This window comes from Salmonella sp. SA15303 (assembly GCF_029962125.1).
In the GTDB taxonomy this organism is placed as follows: Bacteria; Pseudomonadota; Gammaproteobacteria; order Enterobacterales; family Enterobacteriaceae; genus Salmonella; species Salmonella enterica.
This window is the reverse complement of record NZ_CP123924.1, coordinates 1801532-1822242: the sequence shown is the minus strand read 5'-3', so window position 1 is coordinate 1822242 and position 20711 is coordinate 1801532. Positions and strand designations below refer to the sequence as shown.

The 20711-nt window shown below is 50.8% G+C and carries 18 protein-coding genes; all 18 read right to left on the bottom strand.

The features are described 5' to 3' along the window. Positions 1-2: 2 nt before the first annotated feature. Entirely contained in the window at positions 3-1316 is a 1314-nt protein-coding gene (gene rfbH / locus QEN31_RS08625) for a lipopolysaccharide biosynthesis protein RfbH (RefSeq protein ID WP_000126349.1), read from the bottom strand. Positions 1317-1342: 26 nt separating this feature from the next. After that, positions 1343-2422 (bottom strand): CDP-glucose 4,6-dehydratase, encoded by a 1080-nt coding sequence (gene rfbG / locus QEN31_RS08620; protein ID WP_000565905.1) that lies wholly within the window; start codon positions 2420-2422, stop codon positions 1343-1345. A 4-nt stretch (positions 2423-2426) separates the two neighbouring features. Next, complete coding sequence (gene rfbF / locus QEN31_RS08615) at positions 2427-3200, bottom strand: glucose-1-phosphate cytidylyltransferase (RefSeq protein WP_000648784.1); 774 nt, start codon at positions 3198-3200, stop codon at positions 2427-2429. Next, positions 3197-4189 (bottom strand): CDP-6-deoxy-delta-3,4-glucoseen reductase, encoded by a 993-nt coding sequence (locus QEN31_RS08610; RefSeq protein ID WP_000018226.1) that lies wholly within the window; start codon positions 4187-4189, stop codon positions 3197-3199. Before QEN31_RS08610 ends, rfbF begins: the two co-directional genes overlap by 4 nt. Positions 4190-4194: 5 nt before the next feature. Then, positions 4195-4746, bottom strand: coding sequence for a dTDP-4-dehydrorhamnose 3,5-epimerase (rfbC, locus tag QEN31_RS08605; RefSeq protein ID WP_000973708.1), 552 nt, complete (start codon positions 4744-4746; stop codon positions 4195-4197). Beyond that, positions 4747-5625, bottom strand: coding sequence for a glucose-1-phosphate thymidylyltransferase RfbA (gene rfbA / locus QEN31_RS08600; RefSeq protein WP_000857529.1), 879 nt, complete (start codon positions 5623-5625; stop codon positions 4747-4749). Between the two features lie 47 nt (positions 5626-5672). Then, a complete protein-coding gene (gene rfbD, locus QEN31_RS08595) occupies positions 5673-6572 on the bottom strand; it encodes a dTDP-4-dehydrorhamnose reductase (protein ID WP_001023662.1) in 900 nt (299 codons plus the stop codon). After that, positions 6572-7657 carry a dTDP-glucose 4,6-dehydratase gene (gene rfbB, locus QEN31_RS08590; RefSeq protein WP_000697840.1) on the bottom strand — a complete coding sequence of 362 codons (1086 nt, stop codon included), beginning with the start codon at positions 7655-7657 and terminating at the stop codon, positions 6572-6574. Before rfbB ends, rfbD begins: the two co-directional genes overlap by 1 nt. 376 nt (positions 7658-8033) lie before the next feature. After that, positions 8034-8927 carry a GalU regulator GalF gene (gene galF, locus QEN31_RS08585; protein WP_000981471.1) on the bottom strand — a complete coding sequence of 298 codons (894 nt, stop codon included), beginning with the start codon at positions 8925-8927 and terminating at the stop codon, positions 8034-8036. 177 nt (positions 8928-9104) lie between these two features. After that, positions 9105-10508 (bottom strand): colanic acid biosynthesis protein WcaM, encoded by a 1404-nt coding sequence (wcaM, locus tag QEN31_RS08580; protein ID WP_001111840.1) that lies wholly within the window; start codon positions 10506-10508, stop codon positions 9105-9107. Between the two features lie 10 nt (positions 10509-10518). Next, positions 10519-11739: a colanic acid biosynthesis glycosyltransferase WcaL gene (wcaL, locus tag QEN31_RS08575; protein WP_099949645.1), complete on the bottom strand. Its 1221-nt coding sequence runs from the start codon at positions 11737-11739 to the stop codon at positions 10519-10521. After that, positions 11736-13016 (bottom strand): colanic acid biosynthesis pyruvyl transferase WcaK, encoded by a 1281-nt coding sequence (gene wcaK, locus QEN31_RS08570; protein ID WP_000770904.1) that lies wholly within the window; start codon positions 13014-13016, stop codon positions 11736-11738. The genes wcaL and wcaK overlap by 4 nt, the downstream gene beginning before the upstream one ends. Positions 13017-13037: 21 nt before the next feature. After that, positions 13038-14516: a colanic acid undecaprenyl disphosphate flippase WzxC gene (gene wzxC, locus QEN31_RS08565; RefSeq protein WP_000058681.1), complete on the bottom strand. Its 1479-nt coding sequence runs from the start codon at positions 14514-14516 to the stop codon at positions 13038-13040. 132 nt (positions 14517-14648) lie between these two features. Continuing rightward, positions 14649-16043, bottom strand: coding sequence for an undecaprenyl-phosphate glucose phosphotransferase (wcaJ, locus tag QEN31_RS08560; protein ID WP_000183163.1), 1395 nt, complete (start codon positions 16041-16043; stop codon positions 14649-14651). Between the two features lie 53 nt (positions 16044-16096). After that, positions 16097-17467, bottom strand: coding sequence for a colanic acid biosynthesis phosphomannomutase CpsG (gene cpsG / locus QEN31_RS08555; protein WP_052944231.1), 1371 nt, complete (start codon positions 17465-17467; stop codon positions 16097-16099). A gap of 110 nt (positions 17468-17577) precedes the next feature. Continuing rightward, entirely contained in the window at positions 17578-19020 is a 1443-nt protein-coding gene (gene cpsB, locus QEN31_RS08550) for a mannose-1-phosphate guanyltransferase (protein WP_072208678.1), read from the bottom strand. Then, a complete protein-coding gene (gene wcaI, locus QEN31_RS08545) occupies positions 19017-20240 on the bottom strand; it encodes a colanic acid biosynthesis fucosyltransferase WcaI (RefSeq protein ID WP_000699632.1) in 1224 nt (407 codons plus the stop codon). The genes cpsB and wcaI overlap by 4 nt, the downstream gene beginning before the upstream one ends. Then, positions 20237-20710 (bottom strand): GDP-mannose mannosyl hydrolase, encoded by a 474-nt coding sequence (locus QEN31_RS08540; protein ID WP_001574640.1) that lies wholly within the window; start codon positions 20708-20710, stop codon positions 20237-20239. Before QEN31_RS08540 ends, wcaI begins: the two co-directional genes overlap by 4 nt. Between the last annotated feature and the right edge of the window lies 1 nt (position 20711).

The following is a 20711-nucleotide window of genomic DNA, read 5'->3' as shown; positions in this document are numbered from 1 at the left end:
AATTAGAAATTCAAACCAAAGAACTCTTCAAACTTGCTAACTACATAATCTAAATGCTCTGTAGTCAAGCCTGGATAAATACCAATCCAGAACGTTTGATTCATTATACGGTCGGTATTTGTCAACTCACCCACTACACGATATTTCACATTAGCAAAATACGGTTGGCGAATCAGATTTCCAGCAAACAGTAAACGTGTACCGATTTTTGCTTCATCAAGGAATTTCACCAGTTCGACACGGTTAACACCGCTAGTTTCTTTCAGGGTGATAGGGAAGCCAAACCAGGATGGATCTGATTTCTCTGTTGCTTCTGGTAATTCGAGGAATTCAGTGCAAGATTGCAAGCCCTGTTTCAGATAGGAAAAGTTAGCTTTACGCTGCTCTACAAACTCTTCTACGCGCTCCAACTGAGCCAGACCACATGCTGCCTGCATGTCCGTGATTTTGAGATTATATCCGAGGTGGGAATAAGTATATTTGTGATCATAGCCTTGAGGAAGTGATCCCAATTGCTGACCAAAACGTTTACCGCAGGTGTTATCGCATCCTGGCGCACAATAACAATCCCGGCCCCAGTCACGGAACGACTCAATAATTTTCTTCAGTTCACCTGACTTGGTGAATACAGCACCGCCTTCACCCATTGTGATATGGTGAGCCGGATAAAAACTAACGGTTCCGATGTCACCAAAGGTACCTACCATCTGGCCTTCATAAGTCGTCCCAAGGGCATCACAGCAGTCTTCAATCAACCATAAGTTATATTTATCGGCAATCCGACGAACTTCACTCAGGTTAAATGCATTACCGAGTGTATGAGCGATCATTATCGCTTTTGATTTCTCAGTAACTGCAGCTTCAATGAGAGAGGCATCGATATTATATGTCGGGATATCAACATCCACGAATACCGGTATTAAACCATTCTGGATCGCCGGGTTAACTGTAGTCGGGAAGCCAGCAGCGACAGTAATAACCTCATCACCAGGTTTGAGAGCTCGCTCGCCTAATTTTGGGGAAGTCAGCGCAGTCAGTGCCAGCAAGTTTGCCGAAGAGCCAGATGTTGTCGTTAAAACATGAGGAACCCCAATAAATTCCCCAAGTTTTTTTTCAAAGGCATCATTGAAACGACCAGTAGTTAGCCATCCATCAAGAGACGCCTCAACCATCAATTGTAACTCTTTGGCACCAATAACCTTCCCGGAAGGAGGCACAACGCTTGTACCTGCAACAAAAGGTTTCGGGCTCAATGCCTCATTCGCATACTGAGCGACAAGCTGAGAGATTTGCTCACGCAGGTTATTTGCTGTCATTACTTTGATTCCTTAAACTTATTTTCTTAACGAGTAGTTGCAGACATATAGTCGCTGATTTCACGCTTTGAACAAATCAACATATCTTCGCCGCGAATCCATGCTTTATGCCATTTTACGATGCGACCAAGTGTTTCAGTCAATCCCCAACGCGGATGCCATCCTAATTGCATATTTGCTTTAGAGCAATCCAGTTTCAGGTAATGTGCCTCATGAGGATGATTCTCACCATCCAGTAACCAGCTTGCATCATCACCCCAAAGCGTGACCATCTTGTCAACAATAAATTCGACCGTCTTCGCATCTTCATCACGCGGGCCGAAATTCCATCCTTCAGAAAACTTAGCACCTTCTGTATATAAGCGTTGCGCCACCACAATGTAACCAGAAAGAGGCTCCAGTACATGCTGCCAGGGACGGATAGAATATGGGTTTCGAATAATAACCTGCTGGTTATTTTCAAATGAGCGCAGAATATCGGGAATTAAACGGTCTTTAGCCCAATCGCCTCCGCCTATGACATTACCAGCCCTCACAGACGCCAAACCAACGCCATGTTGCTCATAATTTGCAGGATTGAAGAATGAGTTCCGGAATGCAGACGCGACTAATTCTGCACAACCTTTACTATTAGAGTATGGATCGTACCCTCCCATGGGTTCGTTCTCACGATAGCCCCACACCCACTCACGATTGTCGTAGCACTTATCACTGGTGATATTTACGACTGCCTTTATGTTACCTACTTGCTTAACTGTTTCAAGCAAATGGACAGTACCCATAACATTTGTTGAGTATGTTTCGATTGGCTGTTCATAAGATAGGCGCACTAAAGGCTGGGCTGCCATATGGAAAACAATTTCTGGCTTAAATTCTGCAATAGAATTGCGCAGCTTTTCAAAATCACGAATGTCGCCAATATGAGATTCCATAAGATCATTAAGACGCACTATCTCAAATAAACTTGGAACAGTTGGCGCATCAAGTGCATAGCCTTTTACAATTGCACCCATTTCAGTCAGCCATAGCGAAAGCCAGCTTCCTTTAAAGCCAGTATGGCCGGTAACGAATACACGTTTACCTTGCCAAAAATTTTTATCAATCATCTAGTTACTCCCAGGTTTTCCACGGAGCTTTACCTTTTTCCCACAGCCCTTCGAGGTAAACTTTATCACGTAGGGTATCCATCGGCTGCCAGAAACCTGGGTGTTCAAAAGCCATTAACTCCCCCTGTTGTGCCAATGTCATTAATGGCTCTTGTTCCCAGGTTGTTGCATCGTTATCGATGAGATCGATAACCGATGGATTCAACACAAAGAAACCACCATTGATCATTGCCCCATCGCCTTTCGGTTTTTCCTGGAATGACCGGACCTGACCAGCTCGGATATCTAATGCGCCAAAGCGTCCTGGTGGAAAAGTAGCTGTTAAAGTCGCTTTCTTACCGTGAGCCTTATGGAAATCGATAGTCGCTTTGATATCAAGGTCGGCAACGCCATCACCATAAGTAAACAGGAAAGCCTCGTCATCTTTTACGTATTCAGCAACACGTTTCAGACGACCACCAGTCATTGAAGAATCACCCGTATCAACCAATGTGACATTCCATGGTTCAACACGTTTATGGTGAACTTCCATACGGTTTTCAGCCATATGGAATGTTACATCTGACATGTGAAGGAAGTAGTTCGCAAAATATTCTTTAATCACATATCCTTTATAACCACAGCAGATAATAAAATCCTTGATACCATGCACAGAATACATTTTCATAATGTGCCAAAGAATAGGCTTGCCACCAATTTCTACCATCGGTTTTGGTTTTACAATTGTTTCTTCACTTAGTCTGGTACCAAGTCCACCAGCCAGGATGACCGCTTTCATAAATTATCCTCAATATTATTAGATGCGGTAAATGCATCAGAATAGAAATGTTCTACAGAGAGATTTTTCATCATAAAGTCCTTTTTACTGGCATCGATCATCACAGGTGAACCACATGCATATATATCGAAGAACTCTAGAGAATCAAAATCATCCATCACGGCATGATGGACAAATCCCTTTCTTCCCCCCCATTCGGCGTCATCACCAGAAACAACAGGGATATAATGAACGTTGTCGTGCTGTTCACTCCACTGCTGCGGTAATGCAGAGTAAAAATCTTTACTATATTGCATTCCCCAGTAAATGTAGATCTCACGACGACATTTTCCCTGAATGAGATGCTCAACCATTGATTTAACTGGAGCGAATCCAGTACCGCCTGCAAGGAAGATTATAGGTCTGTCACTTTCACGAATAAAAAATGTTCCGCAAGGCCCTTCAATGCGCATAAGAGTATTTTCTTGTAACTCCCCAAAAATGAGCGAACTCATCTGACCATTGGGAACATTCCTTACATGCAACTCAATACCATTCGACTCATCACTATTAGCGATAGAATAACTGCGAGTTACACCTTTATAATGTAAATTGATATACTGCCCTGGAAGGAAGCCAATTTTTGCTGTTGGTGGTGTGCGTAACTTCAAAGTCATAACATCGCCTGAAACCAGTACAGCACTATTTACCTTGCATGGGACAATTTTTTTTGTCTGTCCAGCTAGTTCAGGAAAAAAATGCGCATTTAGCTCAAGGGCGGTTTTAGGTTTACAGCAGCAGGTTAGTATTTTATCACCCTGTCCAAAAATATTACCTTTGGAGTCAACAACTTCTCCCGCCAACAAATCGGACTCACAGATACCACAATCACCCGCTTTGCAGCTATGTTCAAGATGGATACCAGCCGATAGCGCAGCATCGAGGATTGATTCATCCTCTCTACCGGAAAATTCAATATTTGATGGAAAAATCTTAATAATATGAGACACGATGCTTACTCTGTTAACAAGGCTTGATCCAGTAAAGGTGCTGCAGCATCTTTTGCTGAAAGCTCAGGCAGCTGAGAAAAAGGCCATTCAATACCTATTGCCTCATCATTCCATAGAATGCTACCTTCCGATGAAGGTGAGTAATAATTAGTTGCTTTGTACAGAAACTCTGCATACTCACTAAGAGTAACAAAACCATGAGCAAAACCTTCTGGAATCCAAAGCTGTCGCTTATTCTCAGCAGACAGATTTACACCAACCCATTGACCAAAAGTAGGCGATTCTTTTCGGATATCGACCGCAACATCAAAAACCTCACCGACAGCACAACGAACTAACTTCCCCTGTGCATTTTCTCCTCTCTGAAAATGTAGCCCTCTGAGTACGTTCTTTTTGGATTTTGAATGATTATCTTGAACAAATGTAACTTTACGTCCAATCAACTCTTCAAAGGTCTGCTGGTTATAACTTTCAAAAAAGAATCCCCTCTCATCGCCAAAAACTTTAGGCTCTAAGATCAAGACATCTGGTATTGCTGTTTTAATCACAATCATCACTTATAAACCTTTCACCATCTTCAGCAAATATTTGCCATAATCATTTTTTGATAATGGCCCGGCCAGTTCTATAACCTGTTGTGCATTTATAAAATTTTTACGAAATGCGATCTCTTCCGGGCAGGACACTTTTAGCCCCTGGCGTTCTTCGATGGTTGCAATAAAATTACTGGCCTCTATCAAACTCTGATGCGTCCCTGTATCCAGCCAGGCATAACCGCGCCCCATCATAGCGACAGACAATCTTCCCTGCTCCATATAGATACGGTTAATATCCGTGATTTCTAACTCACCGCGAGCGGAAGGCTTAAGATTTTTCGCCATCTCCACCACGCTATTATCATAAAAATACAGCCCCGTTACCGCGTAATTACTCTTCGGTTGTAATGGTTTTTCTTCCAGACTAACGGCTGTGCCCTTTTGGTCAAACTCAACCACACCGTAGCGCTCCGGATCGTTTACATGATAAGCGAAGACGGTAGCACCACTTTCTTTATTAACGGCAGCTTCCATTAACTTTGGTAAATCATGACCATAGAAGATATTGTCACCCAGCACTAATGCACAATCATCATGACCAATGAACTCTTCACCAATAATAAACGCCTGTGCTAAGCCATCCGGGCTTGGCTGTACTTTATATTGAAGATTCAGCCCCCACTGGCTGCCGTCTCCCAGCAGTTGTTGAAAACGCGGCGTGTCCTGTGGCGTACTGATGATCAGGATATCCCGAATGCCTGCCAGCATAAGCGTGGAAAGGGGATAGTAAATCATCGGTTTATCATAAATTGGTAGCAATTGCTTACTTACCGCCATGGTCACCGGATAAAGACGGGTGCCGGAGCCCCCCGCTAAAATAATGCCCTTACGCGTTTTCATTTCCATTTCTCATTCATAGAAAATGCCCTGATGGGCATTTAAATTTATTAGATGGTTGTCGTCGTAAACATTTCAGTCAGCATACGCTTAACTCCTAATTCCCATTGAGGCAGAATAAGGTCAAAATTACGCTGAAACTTTTCAGTATTGAGACGCGAATTGCCTGGTCTGCTCGCCGGCGTCGGGTAGGCGCTGGTCGGCACAGCATTAAGCTCAGTCAGCGCAAGCGTTATCCCTGCTTTGCGCGCCTCGTCAAAGACTAAGGCCGCGTAGTCATGCCAGGTTGTGGTTCCCCCGGCAACCAGATGGTAAAGACCTGCGACTTCTGGTTTATTTAACGCCACACGGATCGCATGCGCCGTACAGTCAGCCAGTAATTCCGCACCGGTTGGCGCACCGTACTGATCGTTAATGACTGAAAGTGTCTGACGCTCTTTCGCCAGACGAAGCATTGTCTTTGCGAAATTATTGCCCTTACCTGCATAAACCCAACTGGTGCGGAAGATAAGGTGTTTAGGGCAGTTATCCTGCAGGGCCTTTTCTCCCGCCAGTTTGGTTTTGCCATAGACATTCAGCGGCGACGTAGCGTCCGTTTCCTGCCATGGGATATCGCCGGTACCAGGAAATACATAATCGGTTGAATAATGCACTACCCATGCGCCAGTTTCGTTGGCTGCTTTAGCGATGGCTTCCACACTGGTGGCGTTAAGTAACTGCGCCAGTTCTGGTTCAGACTCTGCTTTATCTACTGCAGTATGGGCTGCTGCGTTAACAATCACATCGGGACGAAGCTTACGAACGGTTTCGGCAACGCCTTTCGGATTACTAAAATCACCGCAAAACTCTTTTGAATGGACATCCAGGGCAATCAGATTCCCTACCGGTGCCAGAGAACGTTGCAACTCCCAGCCTACTTGCCCTGTCTTACCAAAAAGTAAGATATTCATTACTGGCGTCCTTCATAGTTCTGTTCTATCCAACTCTGATACGCCCCACTTTTAACATTGTTTACCCATTGAGTATTTGCAAGGTACCATTCCACTGTTTTACGAATACCGCTTTCAAAGGTCTCCAGCGGTTTCCAGCCTAATTCGCGGCTAATTTTACCTGCATCAATGGCATAACGACGATCATGGCCCGGACGATCCGCGACATAAGTGATTTGTTCACGATAAGAAGTCGCTTTGGGTACAATCTCATCCAGCAGATCACAGATGGTAAATACCACATCGAGATTTTTCTTCTCATTGTGTCCACCAATGTTATAAGTCTCCCCTGCCTTGCCTTCAGTCACTACCATATGAAGCGCGCGAGCATGATCTTCTACATATAGCCAATCGCGAATCTGATCCCCTTTGCCATAAATTGGCAAAGGCTTTCCTTCCAGTGCGTTCAAAATGACCAACGGAATCAGTTTTTCAGGGAAGTGATAAGGGCCATAGTTATTAGAACAATTGGTAACGATCGTTGGTAGACCATAGGTACGCCGCCAGGCACGGACTAAATGATCGCTGGATGCTTTTGACGCAGAATAGGGGCTACTTGGCGCATATGCCGTCGTTTCAGTAAATAACGGCAGCGTAACGCTGTTTTCAACTTCATCAGGATGCGGTAAATCGCCGTAAACTTCATCAGTGGAAATATGATGAAAACGAAAATTATTTTTTTTATCTTCGCCAAGGGCAGACCAGTATTTACGCGCAACTTCAAGAAGTGCATAGGTGCCGACGATATTGGTTTCAATAAATGCTGCTGGCCCGGTAATCGAACGGTCCACATGACTTTCCGCAGCCAAATGCATCACCGCGTCCGGCTGGTACTGCTCAAAAATACGCGTTATTTCAGCGGAATCACAAATATCCGCGTGTTCAAAATTGTAGCGATTACTTTCAGAAATATCAGAAAGGGATTCAAGATTACCGGCGTAGGTTAATTTATCAATATTAACTACAGTGTCCTGTGTATTCTTAATAATATGGCGGACAACAGCTGATCCAATAAAACCTGCCCCGCCAGTAATAAGTATCTTCACTTTTCTATTCCATAAGGCGTATTTAATGTGGTATTTAATTTGCCAATAAAAATTAATTGCTCAAGTCGTTACACACGCTACCGCCCCTGGCTCATCAGCTACCAGTGCACTGCGTACATATCGACTTGTTACAAACCTCGCCCAGCAGGGCAAAGCTCACTAAAACTTAAACGCTAATTGTCTTATTAATTGCATCCGGAAACAAGGATTAATCTTATAAAATCAGCATTAAAATGCTCCAGATAACCCCTTGTTACTTAAGCCCTTTATACAAAACTAAAACGGCAGTCAACATTCGTTTCAGCCAACTTGCCGCTTCGAATGTTCACTGCCGTTATTATGTTTATCACCAACCATTTATCACGGTTGTTAATACTTATTCATGCAAAAGCTGCTCTATGCTCTTACGGAACTTGGCTCCTTCTTTCAGGTTGCGCAGCCCGTACTTCACAAATGCCTGCATGTAGCCCATTTTTTTACCGCAGTCATAGCTGTCACCCGTCATTAGCATCGCGTCAACCGACTGTTTTTTCGCCAGTTCTGCAATGGCATCGGTGAGCTGGATACGGCCCCAGGCGCCCGGTTCGGTTCTTTCCAGTTCCGCCCAGATGTCGACTGAAAGCACATAACGGCCTACCGCCATCAAATCGGAATCCAGCGTCTGCGGCTGATCCGGTTTTTCGATAAACTCCACAATCCGGCTGACTTTGCCTTCATTATCCAGAGGTTCTTTCGTCTGGATAACGGAATACTCCGATAAATCACCTTTCATGCGCTTCGCCAGCACCTGGCTGCGACCCGTTTCATTGAAACGCGCCACCATCGCCGCAAGGTTATAGCGCAGCGGATCGGCGGTAGCATCATCAATAATAATATCCGGGAGTACCACAATGAAAGGGTTATCGCCCACGACCGGACGCGCGCACAGAATAGAGTGCCCCAGCCCTAACGGCTGCGCCTGGCGAACGTTCATAATCGTCACGCCCGGTGGGCAGATAGATTGCACTTCCGCCAAAAGCTGGCGCTTAACGCGCTGCTCAAGAAGTGATTCAAGTTCATAAGAGGTGTCGAAGTGGTTCTCAACGGCGTTTTTAGACGCGTGAGTCACCAGCACGATTTCTTTGATCCCTGCAGCCACAATCTCATCGACAATGTACTGAATCATTGGCTTGTCGACGATCGGTAGCATCTCTTTTGGGATTGCCTTGGTGGCAGGCAACATATGCATACCCAAACCCGCTACCGGTATAACTGCTTTCAAATTCATCATTGTTTCTTCCACCTGTAAAATGGTTGCTGAATTATAGCTCTTTAGCTTGTTTTCGCCAGCATGAATTACTCTGCTGCCAGGGATAATGATGGCACGCTCTACATTACGTCTTAGTCGGCACCATGACATTAAGTATGAACAACTTTTTCCCAGGAATTTTCGTAAAAATAGCGGTACTTACCCTCCCCGCTTCGGCAGCGAAAAATTCACTGCTTCGACATTCACGGTTTGGTGATTAATCCTGTCGATATCCACGGAACTCTGCCCGTTTTCATTGATGGCATGAACATTAGCGAGGGAAAGCAGCGTGTCCTGGCGGGCCATAAATTGACCACGGACATCTTTACGCAAATCGAAATGCATTTTTAACGCCGGGCCAATCGCTGAAGTTTGCATCACGTTGATATTACGCAAAAAGAGGTGCTGCGGTTGATTATGCAGTTCCAGCGTAGCACGCGTCATCCGTACATTGGTGATGGCAACAAATGAGGGGGCGTTACCGGATGAAATTTGAATGCCGCGTAATTTATAAGCAACCTGGCGATTATCCAACCGAATAGCGTTTAATTTAAAGTTTTGCGGAATTGACAGGTATTTTCCTTTAACGACGCCATAGCCGATGAGCATCCCGGCACTATTCGTCATATCAATATTATCAATGACGAAATTATCACAGCCATAAATTGCGATCGTTGCGTTATCAATACCCGCATTTTTACTGAAATCGGGCGTGATGTTTTTGGCTTTGACATTGCGAATGACGAAATGTTTGCCATTTTCTACGTGCACAAGCTGTCGGCAATCAGATCCGGTAATATTGGCCACCACAAAGTTTTTTACTGCCTGGTCTTCAGGATAACTGTTGTCATAGGTGCTACCCGCCAGCCCGATGCCGATCCCCCAGTTGATTTTGCCATTGGTACAATTAATGCGTTCGATGACATGATCGGAAATCAGGATGTCGCGGTCGTGAATCGCGACATTCCACTCAATGGCGTCCCCCTGTAAATCGCTAAAGCGGCTATGCGTAATCCGCGCGCCATCCATTTGGTTATGAAATCCCTGGCGGAGAATGGCGTAGTTGGCGTGGGTAACGGTGATGTCATCGATAATGAGATTACGCATCACCTGCGGTTCCTTACCACCGATGAAAATTTGCGCGACGGGGCCAAAGCCGCTCATCGCCACGCCTTTAATCACACAGTCCGACCCGCGAACATCCAGCGTCACATTGTGCAGACTGCCGCCCTGCTCCCCCACCACCTGACACCCGTCCTGCAAAATAAACCGTCCCCGGCCATTCCCACGCACCGCGCCCTGTACCCGCAGCGTTTTTCCCGCCGGAATCGTTATCGCCGCATTGATATTTTCACACACCCATCCTGGCGGTACGACCACGGTCTGTCCGTCGGCGAAGGCCTGTTTGAACGAGGCGATACCGTCATCCGCCGGATAATCCTTAATATCGACGGTCTCGCGAGGTTCACGCGCCTGTACCGGCAAGGCGCGCAGAAAAGGAAGAACAGCAAGCGCAGAACCTGCCGTCAGGAGGGTACGTCGGGAGAATTTAGTCGCGGGCATACCACCTCGTTTATATCGTTTGTAGCAGGCTGGCTAACTGGCGATTAATCGCCTGCTGATTAAAATCTTGCGCCACTTTTTCACGGGCGCGCGTGATCACCGACTCCAGCGTGTCGTGGTCAATCCGGCTGAACTCAGCGAGTCGGGCCGCCAGCGCCTGCGCATCGTTTTCCGGCACCAGCCAGCCGGATTTGCCGGCCTCCACCAGTTCCGGAATACCGCTATGCACGGTAGATACCACGGGAATCCCTACCGCCATCGCCTCCATCAGCGCTACCGGAATACCTTCCATATCGCCATCCGTACCGGTAATCGACGGCAGCAAAAAAACATCGACGTCATCCAGCATCGCCTTCACTTCATGGCTCGGTTTAAACCCCGGCATCTCAATGACATCCTCTAGCTGATACTGCTCGATGAGCGTGCGCAGCCGACGTTCCCACGGGCCAATCCCCAGAATGCGGTAGCGAAACGCCACGCCCTGTGCTTTCAGTTGCCGACAGGCTTCAATCGCCACATGCAGGCCTTTTTTTTCTGTCAGGCGCGCGACGGAAATCATCTCCAGCGGCATCCCTGGCGCTTTCACCGAACGATGGGTAAAACGCGTCATGTCGACGCCCATGCGCGAAACGGCAATCTTTTCCGGCGGACAGCCCATACTTTTCAGGCGACCGGCCCACAGATCGCTGATGGGCAGCATCAGATCGCCACGACGAAACAACTGCTGATACTCCGGCGTGTAATGACTGAGCACCTCACGACTAGAGATATCAATCCCGTGGAAAATAGTCGCGATTTTGCCGCGAAGCACGCCCAGTTCGCGTAGTTTGGCCGCCGTCACGCCCGCCGGACCAAAGTGTGCGATGAACACATCCGCCACAAAAGGCTGGCTCACCTGCGCGCAAATCGCGGAAAGGATCAAATTGCGTGATTCATCGCCATAGCGGGTAAAATTGAGCGCTTTCCAGGTCGCCGCCCGATGCAGCCCCGGCAGCGTTTTACATGCCCGGTAGCGCAGTTTCGCCAGCCGTCCCTGGGGCTCATCCTGTAACCAGCGGGTTTTCGCCGCCAGGCCATACTTCTCCCAGGCGGCGTGAGTATGTTGGGTATCGCCTTTTTGTAACGCGACAATCTCCACCTCATGGCCCATATCAATAAACGCAGTAATCTGATTCAGCACAAAGGTTTCCGATGAGAGTGGAAATTTCAGCAGAAAAAAGCTGACTTTCATTGCGCCTCCCGAATTCTGTCGAGAACAGATTTGATCATCGTGAACCCTTTCGCCCGCTCCTCGGTGACGGCGTTAGCCACTTTTGCCTTTAGCGCAGGCAATTGATTGAGCGTATCGGCCACCACGCTTTGTAATGAACCGTTCAGCAAGTGACGGATATCGATGGCCAATTCCGCCAGGCCTAGCTGCTGCATAATCCCGGCGGATTTATGTTCATAATTAATGGCGATGGCGGGTGTGCCAAAATTCATGGAGATAATGGCGGAATGCAGGCGCGTCCCGATGGTCAGTACGCAGGAGGCGAGGATCTTTCCGATTTCCACGTCATTGAGTTCGTCCATCGCGATATGGAAATTCTCTGAGTCGTTTACATACTTCGCCATCCGTAACGCAACCATCCGGTCATCGCGGTTATAGCGATCGATACTGGTGCAGGTTGACAGCGCCAGTACCTGATAACCGTCCGCAATCAGGCGATTCACGACCTGGGCAAATGCCTGCTCATAGGCCTGCTGAGTGGTGCCCAGGCGTTTATCAAACGGCTCCAGATCGCGCAACGTAATCGCGACGGTTTTGCGGCGCGCGGTGACGTCCAGCCAGTGCTGCACAGCATAACTGGCAACAAACTCGTCGTGACGGCGTTCGACTAACCAGGCGGTATCCACCCCCTGCTCCACTTTCCGGGTATCGATCTGCGCGGCGGTCATTAGATCGCGGCTGACGGTTTCACGCAGGATCAGCGCACTGGTGCGGCCAAAAACATAATTGGCGAGCTGGTTAAAGTCAGGGTTCTGGAAAGGGCCGACGCTATGTCCCACCATATAAATTGGTTTGTTCGCCATAAACGCGCACAGCGGATATTCAAAGTGAGTCAAACCATATAAGTCGACATAGTTTGAACCACCCACCTGAATGACGGCGTCATACTGCGCAATAAATTGCGCGAATTCGGCAAATTCCGGCGCGATAGCAAAATTACGCAGCGATCCTTCCTGGGCGACTTTAGACAATAAAATTTTATGCTGAAAACGACGGCGTAATACTTTTTTCACCCGACCGTTAAGCCCTGCCGCCGCCTGCTGTTTCTGGCTTAACTGATACAGCGGGTCGGCAATAATCGGGCGCCCCTGCAACCAGGCTGAACTCACCGGGAAACGGCTCATCACATCCATCTCCGCCTCTGGCGCCTGTTGACGGATGGCATCAAGCAAACCGCGCATAATGGCGCTATCACCACGGTTGCCGCATGTGTGGTTGCCTAAAATTAATAATTTCATAAATAGCCTCTTATATCCCCGTCATCCGACACGTAATAACTTTTTCAGTTTTGCACTGCCAACAAGCTGATTTTTTATTTCCATCACCAGCGCATTGCGTGAAAAAATAATCATTAAAATAAAACTCAAAATACCGACCATAACCTGTAGTGCGAATACCCCCGACAACGGTAGATAACCGTCGACCAGCTTTCCTGCGCCGTAGCTGGTAATAAATGTTGGCAATGAGAGATAAAACGGTAGCCACAGGCTGAGAATATACTGACGATAGCTGGAGCCGAGTACCGGCTTAATCATCACGAAATAGCTCAGAATGGTGTTGATGATTTGCACCACCAGGAACCCCAGCGTCACGCCAATCGCCCCCGCCAGATGGCCGCCAATGAGAATTGCCGGGATAAACAGAAACGTTTTAAAGACGTTGAACTTAAAGCTGATATCCACGCGCGCTTTCGCCATCAGCAGCGAACCAATCGGGTTGCCGACCGAGCGCAACAGCCCCACCACGCACAGCAATTGCAGGATCGGGATAATGCTGTTCCACTTCTCGCCAAACACTAACGGCACAAAATTGTTCGCCACTACCATCAGGCCCAACAGCGCGGGAAAATTGATAATTCCCACCACGGAAAGCAACTTATAGAAGTTGACGCGCAGCTTCTCGGTATCGTCCTGGATTTTGGCGAATGCCGGAAATAGCACGCGAGTAATGATGGGATTAAGCTTCGCCGGCGGCACAACCGCCACGTTGTACGCGAGGTTATATCCCCCGGCGACGCTTGCGCCGAGAATTCTCGCCAGTACCAGCGTCGATAAATTCGTGTTGATGTAATTGACGATACTGTCCGCCGTCAACCACGCGCCAAAACGCAGGTTCGTGGACACCGATGCCAGCGAAAAATGCAGCCCCGGACGGTAAATCTTGCGGCCAAAGTAACCAAACAGCAGCGTTCGCACCGCACTGTTCACCAGATAGCCGAGAATCGCGGTTAACGCCAGCGGCCAGTAATGGGCGCTAATCACCGTAAAGGTGAACCCCGCCAGCACGGAGGTCGTTTCGATCATGCCGATCTTATTGAACTCCAGCTCTTTTTGCATCAGCGCACGGAACTGCTGCCCGTGAGGGATCACGATGAACGCCAGCGACAACGTTTTGATTAACGGCGCGAGATCCGGGTTATGCAAAACATGGGCAATCGCATCGCTCAGCCAAAAGACCACCGCAAATACCACAATCCCAAGCCCAACGTTTAGCCAGTAGAGCGTGGTCAGCTCCAGATGCCCAATCGTTTTACGCTGGATAATCGAGTTCGCGATGCCAAAGTCCGAGATCGTGTCGGCCAGCGCGATAATCACCAGCGAGACGGTCAACAGGCCAAACTGGTGGTTGTCGATGATCCGCGCCAGCACCGTCATCTGAATTAACCCCAGACCGATAATCACTATCGTGGCGATAGCCGACCATTTAGCGCCGCTGATCGTTTTTTGTCGTAAACTCATTCTTTTCTCCAGAACCTGTTCACAAGGCATCATTGGCGCAGCCAGATTGAACAGGGGCAGCGCGGAAAAACCGGAGCGTACACGCTGCCCTGGTGCAATATGGCAAGTAAAATAGCCTTGTGGGTCAGGTTCTTAATACGCCGCTTTATTAACAAACCCTTTAAAAATCGTCAGAAAAACGATTTTGATATCGAACCAAATACTCCATTCGCGGATGTATTCCAGGTCGAATTCCACGCGTTTTTCCATTTTCTCCAGCGTATCGGTCTCACCGCGCCAGCCATTAATTTGCGCCCAGCCGGTGATGCCCGGCTTCATCTTGTGGCGTAGCATGTAACCTTCAATCAACTGACGATACTGTTCGTTGTGCGCCACCGCGTGAGGACGAGGACCGACGATGGACATCCCGCCAGTTAATACGTTGATAAACTGCGGCAATTCATCCAGCGAGGTACGACGCAAAAAGTTACCTACCCGGGTGACGCGCGGATCGTTTTGCGTCGCCTGGGTAACGACCTTATCGTTCTCCATCACCTTCATTGAGCGGAACTTCCAGACCTTGATCGGCTTGCCGTCCATCCCGTAGCGCGTCTGACGGAAAATCACCGGCCCGGGCGAGCTCAATTTGACCGCCAGCGCAATGCAGCACAGTACCGGTGAGATGAGCAGCAGAATCAGCGACGCCAGCACGATATCTTCTGCCCGTTTAAGCAGACGGTTAATCCCTGATAGCGGCGTGTCATACAGCGGAACGACCGGAACGCCGCTCATCTCCTCCACGCGCGAGTGGAGAATATTAAAGGTGAACACATCGGGAATAAGGATCACCGAGCAGGTGGTGTCGGCCAGCTCGCGCACCAGTTTTTTCACCATGGCGCCGTCGCTCATTGACATGGCGATATAAACATTGTGAATTCGCGAGGCTTTCGCATCGTCAATTAACTGCTCGAAGTTCCCGGCCCAGTCAGCAGAGACGCCGCCCGGTTTAGGATCGTGATAGACGCCCACCACCTCAAAACCCAGCCACGGCTCATTACGGAAGCTATCCAGCAACGCCTGACCCGCAGGCAAATCTCCGGCGACGGCGACCCGGCGAGTGTTATAACCACGATTGCGTAGCCAGCCCGCGCCGAAACGAATAAATGAACGGCATAACACTAAGCCCAGGCTGGACAGCGCATACCAGGCCAGCCAGGTGGCGAGGCGGTTGTCAAAGTCATCATTAAACGCCACCAGACCGGCGCTGAAGATCAGGCTCAGCGTCCAGTTTTGCAGTAACAGCGTTAACTCTGTCGACATTTTGACGCCGCGCCAGGAGCGATAAAAATCGGTCATCCCGCCCAGCATTTGAAAAACAACCAGCGTAATCAGCGCCACCAACAGGTGCATGTACAGGAATGGCAGTCCACTGACTTCACAGATGAACCACAGCCCGCCAAACATGATGGTGATATCTGAAAAGCGTTGCACCATAGAGATTAACGATGCATTGGTTTTGGCTCGTTCGCGCTTTTTTAGATTTGTCATCGTTGTTCCTGTGATTGGCCCCTTACCCGCAGGCGGTAAGGGGAGATCTGACGTTACTGATTCAGCAGCGCCAGCAGAGTGCGTGTTCGCGCTTCCATCAGCGGAATATCGCCGCGTGATTCCACATTCAGGCGCACCACCGGTTCGGTGTTTGACGAGCGCAGGTTGAAACGCCAGTTGGCGAACGACATGCTGAGACCGTCCGTGCGGTCCACTGCCTGCGCCTCTTCCGCGAAGTGCGCTTCCACCCGCGCCATGGCCGCCGCCGGCTCCGCCAGCCTGCTGTTGATTTCCCCGCTCGCCGGGAACGCCGCCATCCGGTCGCGGACCAGTTCACCCAGCGACTGCCCCTTCAGGCACACCAGCTCCGCCACCAGCAGCCACGGGATCATCCCGCTGTCGCAGTAGGCAAAATCACGAAAATAGTGATGCGCGCTCATTTCCCCGCCATAAATGGCATCCTCTGTACGCATCCGCTCCTTGATAAAGGCGTGCCCGGTTTTTGACATCACCGGCGTCCCGCCCGCCGCCGTCACCACTGCCTCCGTGTTCCAGGTCAGGCGCGGGTCGTGGATAATCTTCGCCCCCGGGTGTTTTTCCAGAAACGCTTCCGCCAGCAGCCCGACGATGTAGTACCCCTCGATAAACTGCCCTTTCTCATCGAACAGGAAGCAGCGGTCGAAGTCGCCGTCAAAGGCGATGCCCATGTCCGCCCCGTGTTCAATAACGGCCTTGCGGGTGTCGTCGCGACACTCCGGCAGCAACGGGTTGGGAATGCCGTTCGGGAAGGTGCCGTCCGGGGTGTTGTGGATTTTGATGAACTCCACCGGCGCGCCCAGCGCCTCCAGACGCGCTTCGATGGCGTCAATGACCGGCCCCGCCGCGCCGTTGCCGGCGTTAAACACCAGCTTCAGCGGGGTGAGATTGTTAACACTGATATAGCCGAGCAGGTGGTCGATGTAGGCGTTGCGCAGGCTGATTTGTCTGTAGCTGCCGCGCGCGGCCTCGTTCACCGGCGGGAAGTCGCCCGCTTCTGCCAGACGCTGAACGTCGCGCAGACCGGTGTCGCCGCTTATCGGGCGGGCGCCCTCGCGCACCAGCTTCATACCGTTGTAGTCCATCGGATTATGGCTGGCGGTCACTTCAATACCGCCGTCCACGCCGAGGTGGAAGGTGGCGAAGTAAATCTCTTCGGTGCCGGACATACCGATATCCAGCACGTCGACGCCCGCGTCCTGTAACCCTTTCGCCAGCGCCAGCTTCAGCGCCTCGCTGGTCAGGCGCACGTCGCCGCCCAGCACGATGGTTTTCGGTTTTAAATATTCGCCGTAGGCGCGGCCAATCCGCCACGCGATATCTTCATTGAGCTCTTCGCCCAGCCTGCCGCGAATGTCGTAGGCCTTGAAACAGGTTAATTTTGTCATGTGCTTACCCTTCTTCAGGCAACAGTTAGCCCTGACCGTAAATGGCCAGCATCGTTATTGTTATTCATTGCCGGATGGCGCGTTGCGCTTACCGGGCATAATTGCAGGCGTCAGACCCGCCCGTAACGGTCCTCGAACCGCACCACGTCGTCCTCTTCGAGATACGAGCCGGAACGCACTTCAATTAAATCGAGCGGTATTTTTCCCGGATTTTCCAGGCAGTGAGTCGCCCCCAGCGGAATATAGATGGACTCGTTTTCACCGAGCAGCTTAACCTCGCCGTTGATGGTGACTCTGGCGGTCCCCGCCACCACCACCCAGTGCTCGGCGCGGTGATGGTGCATCTGCACCGACAGTCCTTCCCCCGGCTTGACGGTAATGCGCTTCACCTGATAGCGCTCGCCCGCGTCGATGGAGTCGTATTTGCCCCACGGACGGTAAACCTCGCGGTGCATGTGGTGCTCATGGCGTCCGTCGGCCTTGATCTTCTCCACCACCTTTTTCACGTCCTGCACCGCGTGGCGATCGGCAATCAGCACGGCGTCTTTGGTCTGCACCACCACCAGATCCTTCACACCGACGGTGGTCACCAGGCCGGATTCGGCGTAAACGTAGCTGTTTTCCGTTTTATGGCTGATGACGTCGCCGTGGTGGACGTTTCCCTCCGGGGTGTGGGCGCTGATTTCCCACAGCGAGGACCACGAGCCGACATCGCTCCAGCCCGCGTCCATTGGCATCACCACCGCGTCCGCCGTTCGCTCCATCACCGCGTAGTCAATGGACTCTTCCGGACAGGCGAGGAAGGCCTCTTCATCCACGCGAATGAAGTCAAGATCCGGATCGACGCCGCGCATCGCCTGTTCACAGGCGGCCAGAATATCGGGGCGGAACTTTTTCAGCTCTTCCAGATAGCGTCCGGCGCGGAACAGAAACATGCCGCTGTTCCAGTAGTAATCGCCGCTGGCGACGTAGGCCTGAGCGGTTTCCAGCCCCGGCTTCTCAACGAACTGCGCCACCTCAAAAGCCACCGCATCCGTCACGCCCGGCACGACATCACCGCGCCGGATATAGCCATAGCCGGTTTCCGGCAGATCCGGCACGATACCGAAGGTCACCAGTTTGCCCGCGTCGGCATAGGGCATGGCGCCGCGCACCGCGTCGCGGAAGGCCTCTTCATTGGCGATCGCATGATCCGCCGCCAGTACCAGCATCAGCGGATCGCAGTCCGTATGCTGGCGCGTCGCCGCCAGCGCCGCCAGCGCAATCGCCGGAGCGGTATTGCGCCCGGCGGGCTCAAGAATAATGTTCTCCGTCAGCTTATTGAGCTGGCGGAGCTGTTCGGCAACGATAAAACGGTGCTGTTCGTTGCAGATCACCACCGGGCTTTCGCACTCCACGCCGTTCAGACGGCAAATGGTGGTTTGCAGCATGGTGAGATCGCCTTTCAGGCACAGAAACTGTTTTGGATAAAGCACGCGAGAAAGCGGCCACAATCGGCTACCGGAGCCACCGGCCATCACAACCGGGTAAAGTTTTGTCTGACGCATTATCATCCCCGAATATCTGCAATAAATTGGCGTAGCACGTTCTCTTTATTGAGCGTGCGTTCGGCGTATTCACGTGCCGTCGTGTTGTTTTTCGGCATGGCGAGCGCCTGGCTAATCCCGTTGACCAGCGCGTCGGTCGACTCCGGTTCCACGCAAACGGCGATGCCCGGATAGCGCGCGCAAAGTTGTCCTAATTCGGTGTGCGGCTCAGCGGTAATCACCGCATTACCGCCGACCGCCAGAATGTTAGTCAGCTTGGAGGGCAGCACCGCATCCGCCGCGCCGCGCTTTTGCACCACCAGATGGCAGTCGCCCATTTTCAGCAGCGCGGGTAAAGCGTCGTAAGGCTGCAGCGGGAGGAATTTAATATTTGCCAGGCCGCGTTCGCGGGCCATGTTCTCCAGCCGCGCCTTGCCGCCCCCCTGGCCGACAATCGCGAAAATCAACGGTCGATCGCGTAATCGTTCCGCGGCGTCAATTACCTTTTCCAGCCCTTGTTTTTCGCCGATATTGCCGGAATAAAGCACAATTTTTTTGCCCTCTGGCAAGCCAAGCTGCTGACGCAAAGCCGTCACGTCAGCGTCATTAACGTCCTGAAAGCGCGCCACTTCCGACCAGTTCGGAAAAAAGAGGATTTTTTCCGCCGCGACGCCCTTTTCCCGCGCTTTATTCATCATGGAGCGAGAGATGGTCGAAACATTATCAACGTTACGCAGCGCGCTGCGTTCAAAGGCCGTCGCTAACCGCGCTACGCTGCCGCGCTTGCCTTTTCCCGCCATTCCTAAGCCGAGCATGGCGTCCACTTCGTAATCCTGAATATGCAGTACGGTACGCGCGCCAGAGAGTGTCGCCAGCAGGCGCATTCCCGGCGTACAAAAGAGCGTCGGTACAACGCCGATAATCCGATCCGGCTTCCAGCGACGCTGCGCCATCAGTGGGAAAAAACTGCTCAATGCAAAGCTCCCCAGATGAAGCAGTCGTTTTAAGGTGGAGGGCTGTTTCGGCACATACAGCGGGCAGCGCCAGACGGTAGCCTCGCCCTCTTCCCGGCGATAGCGCCAGGCGGAATAGCGCTCACCGACCTTCCACTGCGGGTAGTACGGCGGCGCAGTAATGACCCGCACCTCATGGCCTTCCTGCGCCATCCACGCCACCATTTCGCCGGTATATTTGCCGATACCGGTCAGTTCCGGCGAATAGTTAATGCCATAGACCAGGATCTTCATAGGCCCACCGCCGGCGCGTCAGGAAGGAAGTAGGCCCGACTGTTCTCATGAACATTGTCGCTTGCCAGAAGCTGTTCCGGCGTCAGCCAGCGGTAACTGCCATGCTGGGCATCAGGCAGGCGTAAATCGCTCTCCGTCACGCGCAGACGAAAGCCGAGCACGATGTAGTGAGTTGAAAAATCCTCACCGGAAAAGTTGTCGTCATAGAAGTGCTGCCAGACGCCATAAAACGTCCCTGCCGCCAGCGGCAGACGCACGCCCAGTTCCGCCTGCGTCAGGCGTGCAAAGGCGGCCTCCAGCGTTTCGTCTTTGCACACCCGCCCCCCCGGCACAAACCAGTAGCCCTGCGCCGGACGGTTGAGACGCTGGCCCAGTAAAATTTCCCCCTGGCCGTTTTCCACGATGAAATCGAGGGAGATGAGGGGCGTGGTCCGCACCACGGCGGCGAAATCTTCCTGACGTAAAAACATT